At 67.2% G+C, this 7,405-nt stretch carries 8 protein-coding genes, 1 tRNA gene and 1 pseudogene; 7 read left to right on the forward strand and 3 right to left on the reverse strand.

Annotation, left to right across the window (positions count from 1 at the left end; all coding sequences use genetic code 11):
* Together HUU94_RS11775 and HUU94_RS11780 are read right to left on the reverse strand one after the other, a co-directional pair.
* Window positions 1-249 (reverse strand): amidase family protein (locus HUU94_RS11775; RefSeq protein ID WP_254602171.1); only part of this gene is annotated, 249 nt, incomplete at its 3' end.
* Complete coding sequence (locus tag HUU94_RS11780; protein ID WP_174275265.1) at window positions 246-419, reverse strand: DUF4089 domain-containing protein; 174 nt, start codon at window positions 417-419, stop codon at window positions 246-248. The genes HUU94_RS11775 and HUU94_RS11780, both read right to left, overlap by 4 nt.
* Window positions 420-547: 128 nt before the next feature.
* Here HUU94_RS11780 and HUU94_RS11785 point away from each other — a divergent pair, with 128 nt between their 5' ends.
* From HUU94_RS11785 to HUU94_RS11810, 6 genes are all read left to right on the forward strand, one after another.
* Entirely contained in the window at window positions 548-2,086 is a 1,539-nt protein-coding gene (locus HUU94_RS11785; protein ID WP_174275266.1) for an alkaline phosphatase D family protein, read from the forward strand.
* Between the two features lie 78 nt (window positions 2,087-2,164).
* Window positions 2,165-2,914: a molybdate ABC transporter substrate-binding protein gene (gene modA / locus HUU94_RS11790; RefSeq protein ID WP_174275267.1), complete on the forward strand. Its 750-nt coding sequence runs from the start codon at window positions 2,165-2,167 to the stop codon at window positions 2,912-2,914.
* 22 nt (window positions 2,915-2,936) lie between these two features.
* Window positions 2,937-3,617 carry a molybdate ABC transporter permease subunit gene (gene modB, locus HUU94_RS11795; protein WP_174275268.1) on the forward strand — a complete coding sequence of 227 codons (681 nt, stop codon included), beginning with the start codon at window positions 2,937-2,939 and terminating at the stop codon, window positions 3,615-3,617.
* Window positions 3,614-4,249, forward strand: coding sequence for an ATP-binding cassette domain-containing protein (locus HUU94_RS11800; protein WP_174275269.1), 636 nt, complete (start codon window positions 3,614-3,616; stop codon window positions 4,247-4,249). Before modB ends, HUU94_RS11800 begins: the two co-directional genes overlap by 4 nt.
* Window positions 4,250-4,723: 474 nt before the next feature.
* Window positions 4,724-5,806, forward strand: coding sequence for an MBL fold metallo-hydrolase (locus tag HUU94_RS11805; protein WP_174275270.1), 1,083 nt, complete (start codon window positions 4,724-4,726; stop codon window positions 5,804-5,806).
* A 17-nt stretch (window positions 5,807-5,823) separates the two neighbouring features.
* Window positions 5,824-6,837, forward strand: a complete 1,014-nt coding sequence (locus HUU94_RS11810; protein WP_174275271.1) for an MBL fold metallo-hydrolase — start codon at window positions 5,824-5,826, stop codon at window positions 6,835-6,837.
* Window positions 6,838-6,976: 139 nt separating this feature from the next.
* Here the strand turns inward: HUU94_RS11810 and HUU94_RS11815 are convergent.
* A tRNA-Ser gene (locus HUU94_RS11815) sits at window positions 6,977-7,066 on the reverse strand.
* 112 nt (window positions 7,067-7,178) lie between these two features.
* On the opposite strand from HUU94_RS11815, the pseudogene HUU94_RS12700 reads away from it, so the two are divergent.
* A pseudogene (locus tag HUU94_RS12700) lies at window positions 7,179-7,405 on the forward strand (hypothetical protein); the annotation flags it as partial.

Here is a 7,405-nt window from a genome sequence, read left to right on the forward strand (position 1 = left end):
CCACGCGACATCGAACAGATCCTTGACGCCATAGGGAACCCCGGCGAGCGGCCCCGGATCGCGCCCGGCGGCGACCTGCGCATCGACCTGCGCGGCTTCGGCCAGGCCGCGTTCGGCGAGCAGCCGCGTGGCGGCGTTGATCGCGCCGTTGCCCGCAGCGATCCTGTCGAGCGCGGCGCGCGCCACATCGACGGCGCTAACCTTTCCTTCCCGCACCGCGCCTGCGATCGCCGCGATCGATCGCGTCACGCCCCATCCTCGCGCAGCGTCGCCCAATGCCGCTCCAGCAGGCGCACGTTCGCGGCCACGCCGGGGCCGCAGGCTTCGGGCACGGGCATGCCGAGCGCCGCCTCGGTCTGACGCACGATCGCGGCATCGTCATCCGCATCGCGCGGCGGCAGGAAGCTGGGGTCGGCCATCGCGCCATCCTAGCCGGGCTTTCGGCAAGGGCAACGCGCCCCGCCTGTCGCAAAGCCGTAACCGAAGCGTGGAAAGATCGCCGATAGCCCGCGTTTCCGGTCAGGGGCGCGGCAAGGGGGATTATCGAATGATCGGCTTCAACCGGCGCGAACTCATCGCCGCACCCGCGCTGCTGTCGCTCGCCGCGCGCGCCGGGGCGATCGGTTCGGACGATCCCTTCACGCTCGGCGTCGCCTCGGGCGATCCCGGCCCCGATGGCATGGTGCTGTGGACCCGGCTGGCGCCGCGCCCGATGGAGGGTGACGGCGGAATGCCCGCGCGGCCGGTGCCGGTGCGATGGGAGCTCGCCGCCGATCCGCAATTCGCGCGCATCCTGCGGCATGGGCAGGCGATGGCGACGCCGTTCTGGGGGCATTCGGTGCATGTCGAGGTCGCCGGCCTCGCGCCCGCCCGCCCTTATTGGTATCGCTTCATCGCGGGTGGCGTCGCGAGCCCGGTCGGCCGCACGCGCACCGCGCCCGCGCCCGGCGCGCCCGTCGATCACGCGCGCTTCTGCTATGCCTCGTGCCAGAATTGGGAGGTCGGCTATTATTCCGCCTACCGCCATATGGTCGCCGAAGAGCCCGACCTGATCCTGTTCCTCGGCGACTATATCTACGAAGCCGCGCCCAAGCCCGGCCAGCTTCGCCGCCACGCCAATCCCGAGCCCAAAGACGTCGCGGGCTACCGCATCCGCTACGCCCAATATAAAGGCGATCCGCTGCTGCAGGCCGCGCACCACGCCGCCCCCTGGGTCGTGACGTGGGACGATCACGAGGTCGCCAACGATTATGCCGACGCGCTCGACGAGATGAACGGCGATCCCGCGGCGTTTCTCAAGCGCCGCGCCGCCGCCTATCATGTTTATTATGAGCATATGCCGCTGCGGGCCCATTCCCGTCCCGGCGCGGACGGCGGCCTGCGGCTCTATCGCACGCTCGATTGGGGCGCGCTCGCGCAAATCCAGGTGATCGACGATCGCCAGTTTCGCGATCCTCGCGCCTGCCAGCCGCCCGAATTGCTCGCCGAGCACAGGAAATATCTCAGCCTCGTTCCCGATTGCCCCGAGCTTCACGATCCGCGCCGCAGCATGCTGGGCGCGGCGCAGGAGCGCTGGCTCTCCGATCGGCTGGGGCGCACGCGCGCGCGCTGGAACATACTCGCGCAGCAGACGGTGATGTCGAGCCTGCGCCGCGTCGATCCCGATCATCGGGACGGTCCGCCGCTTTTCTCGACCGACGTCTGGGCAGGCTATCCGGCGGCGCGCGATCGCATCGTGCGCCGCTGGGCAGACGCGGGCACGCCCAATCCGATCGCGATCGGCGGCGATATCCACAGCTTCCTCGCCGCCGATCTGCGCCTCACTCCCGATGGTCCGCCGGTCGGCGCGGAGTTCGTCGGCGGATCGATCAGCTCGCTGTTCCACGATCCTTTCCTCAAGCAGGAGGCCGCGCGCAGCGGCGTTGCCTTCGCCGAAAATGAAGTGCGGGGGTACGGCCGCGTCGATCTCACGCGCGATGCCTGCACCGTCAGCTTCCGCGCGGTCCGCGACGCGACCAGGCCAGAGTCCGGCATATACGATCTCAAACGCTTCACGATCGAGGCGGGGCGTCCGGGGATCGCCTGAGGGGCGCCTTCCTTGACCAGGCGGGGCGACCGCTTACAGCCGGCCCGACAACCGCCGCGCTTCCACGGAGCCCGAACCATGCTTGCGCTCGTCCGCCGGATCGTCACGCTCGCCGCCGCGATCGGCCTCGGCGCGCCGGCGCTCGCCGCTGATGCGCAGGTCGCCGTCGCCGCCAACTTCACCGAACCCGCCAGGGAGATCGCCGCCGGTTTCGCCAGGGCGACGGGGCATCGCGCCATCCTCTCGTTCGGCGCGTCGGGGGCTTTCTACACGCAGATCGCGCACGGCGCGCCGTTCGAGGTCTTCCTCTCCGCCGATGCCGATCGCCCGCAACAGGCCGAGAAGAACGGCCTCGCCGTCCCCGGCAGCCGCTTCACCTACGCGGTCGGCCGGCTGGTGCTCTACTCGACCAATCCGGTGCTGATCGACGATCGCGGCATCGTGCTGAAGCGCGGCATCTTCGACAAGATCGCCATCGCCGATCCCACCGCCGCGCCTTACGGCCTTGCCGCGTTGCAGACGATAAATGCGCTCGGTCTCGGGCCGGCGCTCGCGGGCAGGATCGTCAGGGGCAGCTCGATCACGCAGGCCTATCAGTTCGTCCGGAGCGGCGCCGCGTCGATGGGCTTCGTCGCGCTCAGCCAGGTCATCAAGGTGCCCGGCGGATCGCGCTGGCTGGTGCCCGCCCGGCTGCACGCGCCGATCGCGCAGCAGGCGGTGCTGCTCCGCACCGGCGCCGTGAACCCCGCCGCGATCGCCTTCGTCGCTTATCTGCGGAGCGGCCCCGCGCGCGCGATCATCGATCGCTACGGCTATGAGGTGCGATGAGGCGCGCGGCGGCGGCTGAGCGATGACCGAGACGCCGCTCTGGCTGGTGATCGCGACCACGCTGGAGCTGGCGCTCGTCACCACGATCCTGCTGCTGCTGATCGCCACGCCGCTCGCCTGGTGGCTGGCGCGCTCGCGGCGGTGGTGGAAGGAGCTGATCGGCGCGGCGGCGGCGATGCCGCTCGTGCTGCCGCCGACGGTGATCGGTTTCTACGTGCTCGTGGCGCTCGGCCCGCAGAGCCCGCTGATGGCGCCGCTCCACGCCTTCGGGGTCCGCACGCTCGCCTTCACCTTCACGGGCCTGGTGATCGGCTCGCTGTTCTATTCGCTGCCGTTCGCGGTCCAGCCGCTGCGCACCGCCTTCGAAAGCATCGGCGCGCGTCCGCTGGAGGTGGCGGCGACGTTGGGGGCGGGTCCGCTCGACCGTTTCTTCAGCGTGGCGCTGCCGCTCGCGCGGCGCGGCTTCGTCTCGGCGGCGATCCTCGTCTTCGCGCACACCGTCGGCGAATTCGGCGTCGTGCTGATGATCGGCGGCGCGATCCCCGGCCGTACCGAAGTGCTCTCGACGCGGATCTACCAGCTCGTCGAAAGCCTGCAATTCGGGGCGGCGCACCGCATCGCCGCCGGGCTGGTCGCCTTCGCCTTTTTCGCGCTGCTGGCTTTGCTCCTCGTCGAACGCCGGATCGGGAACATCCGGCCGTGAGCGCCACGCTGAGCGTCCGCCTCCACGGCAGGATCGGCGCGCTCGATCTCGATGCGCATTTCACCGCGCCGCCCGGCGTCACCGCGCTCTTCGGCGCTTCCGGATCGGGCAAGACAAGTCTGCTGCGCGCGATCGCCGGGTTGGATCGGGTGCATGGCGAGGTGCGGATCGGCGACGATCCCTGGCAGGAGGGGGACGTCTTTCGCGCCCCGCACCGCCGCCGCATCGGCTTCGTGTTCCAGGGCGCCAACCTGCTGCCCCACCACGACGTCCGCGCCAACCTCGCTTATGCCGCGCGCCGCGCCGCCGATCCCCTGCCGATCGAAGAGATCGCCGCGCGAACCGGGATCGATCATCTGCTCGATCGTCCCGCCGCCAGGCTTTCCGGCGGCGAATCCCAGCGGATCGCGATCGCCCGGGCGCTGCTCATCCGCCCCAGGCTGCTGCTGCTGGACGAACCGCTGTCGGCGCTCGATCGCGAGGCCAAGGCGGAGCTGATCGCCTATCTCGCCGCGCTCCTCCCCAGCCTCGCCATCCCCGTGATCCTCGTCACCCACGATCACGCCGAAGCAGCGCTGCTGACCGACCGGAGCCTTGCCATCGTCGATGGCCGCATCCGATCGATCGAGTGACAGGCGCATCGGCTTTCCGCACCAACGCCAGGATCCGGTTCCCGGAGGCTATCCTGTTGACGATGAACTCGTCACCCCGGCCTTGAGCCGGGGTCCCGCTGCCTGCCGACGGTGAGGAGAAGCGGGACCCCGGCTCAAGGCCGGGGTGACGGGTCAGCTTGAACAGGACACCCTAATCGTGACGCGCTTCCCGGATGCCTGCTCGCTCGCGGTGCGTCTATCGGTCGGTTGCGTCTCGTGGTTCTGCGAAGGATGATTCATCGCCTTTCTGGCCTCGACAGAGTGACGAAGCGTAGCGTTTCGCGGTCATCGTCGCCGCTTACGTCAAACGCCTCATGTCGGGCAGGCGATACGATCCTCCAATCTGCAACACGATGATGCCGACCTTGAGGGGGTCGGCGCGCGGGGAGGGTGCCTCCGGAGGCGGGGGCGGCTTCGAAGAGCCAGGGGGCGATGATGGCAGGGCAAATTTCTATGGCTCAGAACTCGACCGTCAGCGCTGGATCGCCCGGCAGTCCGCAGCCGGCGCCCGCTTATCCCAACGGCAATCCTGCCGCGGGGTTCAACCCGCCCGGTGTCCGCAACACCGACAGCGCCATACCGCTCCGCCGCAAGAAACCGGTGATCCACGATTACGCCTGCGATGGCCCGGCGCCGGGAAATCTTATCCTGCGCTGGACCTATGGGTCCAACGTCCCCGCCAAGAATCGCGATCCGCGGGTCCAGGTGGTGCAGTATAACGAGGATAGCTTCGTCCTCCGCCAGAACGTCTGCGTCCACTGGGAAGCGCCGTTCACTTATTTGCTGTTCGGCAACAAAGGGGCGTTGCTTATCGATAGCGGCGCAACCGCCGATGCGGACCATTATCCGCTGCGCGCGACGGTCGATGCGATCATCGCGCGTTGGGGGCAGGCACGGGGGCGGAGCAAAATTCCCCTGACGATCGCGCTGACGTCCGGTGAGGATGTCGCGCAGAATCAGGGGCTGACGCAATTCGCGGGACGCGCGGATACCACCATCGTGCCCAGGCCGCTCGAAGTGATGAAGCGCTTCTACGGTTTTGGACGAAGCTGGCCGTCCGGTACGGGCAGGATCGATCTGGGTAACAGGGTGATCGAGGTGATCCCCACCCCCGGCACGCACGAGGACGGGGTGAGTTTCTACGATCCCTATGGCGATCTCCTCTTCACCGGCGACTTTCTGTTCCCGGGAAAGATCAACATCGGCAACGACAAGGATTTCATCGCGTCGCTGGAGCGGCTCAAGGCTTTTGCCGGAAACCGGTCGGTGAAGTGGATTCTCGGCGGCCATATCGAGATGATGTTCGTACCCGGAAAATTCTATCCGCGCTTCCGGACCTACAAACCCTATGAGCGCCTGCTGGAGATGACGCCCGCCCTGATCGACGAGGCGCTCCGCTATGCCCGCGCCGTGCAGGGTAAGGACATGATGCTCATCCGGCCCGATTTCGTGCTCTTCAACGGGGTCAGCCCCGATCAGCGGACCGAGGTCTGGCCCGAGGGCGTGCCCAACATCGATCCGCCCCGTCCCTTCTGACGATAAGGAGAGCATCCGTGGATCGTCGTACCTTCCTCACCTATAATGCCGTGGCGGCGGCCATCCCGCTTTCCGGCGCCGCGCTCGCCGGCCTGGCCGATGCGGCATCGGCGGCGGTCCGGCCGATGCCGATCGATTTCAAGAGCAATCTTCCCGCCGCGGGCAGCTTCCCCAGCAAGTGGAACTGCGGTTCGCCATCGTGCATGGACAACACCGACCCGCCGGTACAGGTCCACTGGTATAATCCGCACACGGCGATCCTGCGGCAGAACAAGGCCTACAGCTACGAGGCGCCCTTCGCTCCGCTCTATTTCGGCAACGATCGCGTACTGCTGCTGGACGAGGGCTTCGTGCAGCTACGCAACGATTGGGATTTGCGCGGTGTCGTCGACCAGTGCATCGAAGACTGGTGCCGCCGCAACGGCCGCGATGCCGCCAGCCTCGAGCTGCTGGTGGCATTCAGCCATCTCCACGTCGATCACTTTGCCGCCACCAACCAGTTCGCGGATCGCCCCAATACACGCTATATGGGTCTGACCCACGAAGAGATGGTCGGCTTCTGGGGGATGACCAACTTTCCGGAAGAACGGGTGACGCTGGATCTGGGCGGCCGTGACATCCTGATCTGGGGTTCTCCCGGTCACACCGTCTCGGAGTTCGCCTATTACGACAGCTATACGCAGATTCTCTACAGCGGTGACATGTTCTATCGCGGCCGCTGCTATATCACCTTCTGGGAACTCTGGTTCGATAGCATGACGCGGTTGATCCAGTTTTGCGACACGCATCCGGTGGCGCATATCATGGGCTGCCATGTGGAGATCAGCAAGGACAACCAGGATTATGCCTATGGCATGACCTACCAGCCCGATGAAGCGCCGGTGCAGATGACGGTCGACGATCTCCGCCACGCTTATGAGGTCGCCAAGACGATCACCAAGCCCGGCATCTATTTCACGGGCAAGGTCTACCTCTGCAACCAGACCCGAGCCACGACGACCATCGACAGGAATCCGTACCGCTACGGCTGAGATCCCGGAGCCTGGGCGCGGATGACTGGAGTCCGTCCCGTTCAAGCCGAACGTCACCCCGGCCTTGTGCCAGGGCCCCGCTCTTCTTCAGCCCCGGCAGGCAGCGGGAGCGAAATCATCCAAGGATTTCAACACGAAATGGCGGAGACGGAGGGATTCGAACCCTCGATACGGTTGCCCGTATGACGCTTTAGCAAAGCGTTGGTTTCAGCCACTCACCCACGTCTCCGGGAAAGGCTGTGGGGGCTATAGCGGCGGTGGCGGGGGCGATCAATGCGGGGTGCGCATTCATCGTCGGGCAATCGGCATTCGGCCTAGAAGCGCGAAAGGGGAGTGTTGCGATGGATCGCGCGGCGGGATTTTCGGGATGGGCGTTGGCGATGCTGATGCTGGCCGGAGCGGCCGGTGCGCAGGTCGAGACGATCGACCCCAATACCGCCGCGGCGCGCGCGGCGGCTCCGGCACCCGCACCTCCCTCCGCGCCACCCTTCGCGCCCGGGCCGCGCATCGCATCGCCCGAAGAAGTCCCACCGCCGCCCGCTTCCGCCCTGCCTTCGCAGCAGAGCGC

Source organism: Sphingomonas bacterium, assembly GCF_903644055.1.
Lineage (GTDB): Bacteria > Pseudomonadota > Alphaproteobacteria > Sphingomonadales > Sphingomonadaceae > Sphingomonas_I.

Coding starts and splice junctions, on each gene's coding strand:
- modB (WP_174275268.1), top strand. CDS start 2,937: ATGACCGAGACGCCGCTCTGGCTGGTGATCGCGACCACGCTGGAGCTG.
- modA (WP_174275267.1), top strand. CDS start 2,165: ATGCTTGCGCTCGTCCGCCGGATCGTCACGCTCGCCGCCGCGATCGGC.
- HUU94_RS11780 (WP_174275265.1), bottom strand. CDS start 419: ATGGCCGACCCCAGCTTCCTGCCGCCGCGCGATGCGGATGACGATGCC.
- HUU94_RS11805 (WP_174275270.1), top strand. CDS start 4,724: ATGGCTCAGAACTCGACCGTCAGCGCTGGATCGCCCGGCAGTCCGCAG.
- HUU94_RS11785 (WP_174275266.1), top strand. CDS start 548: ATGATCGGCTTCAACCGGCGCGAACTCATCGCCGCACCCGCGCTGCTG.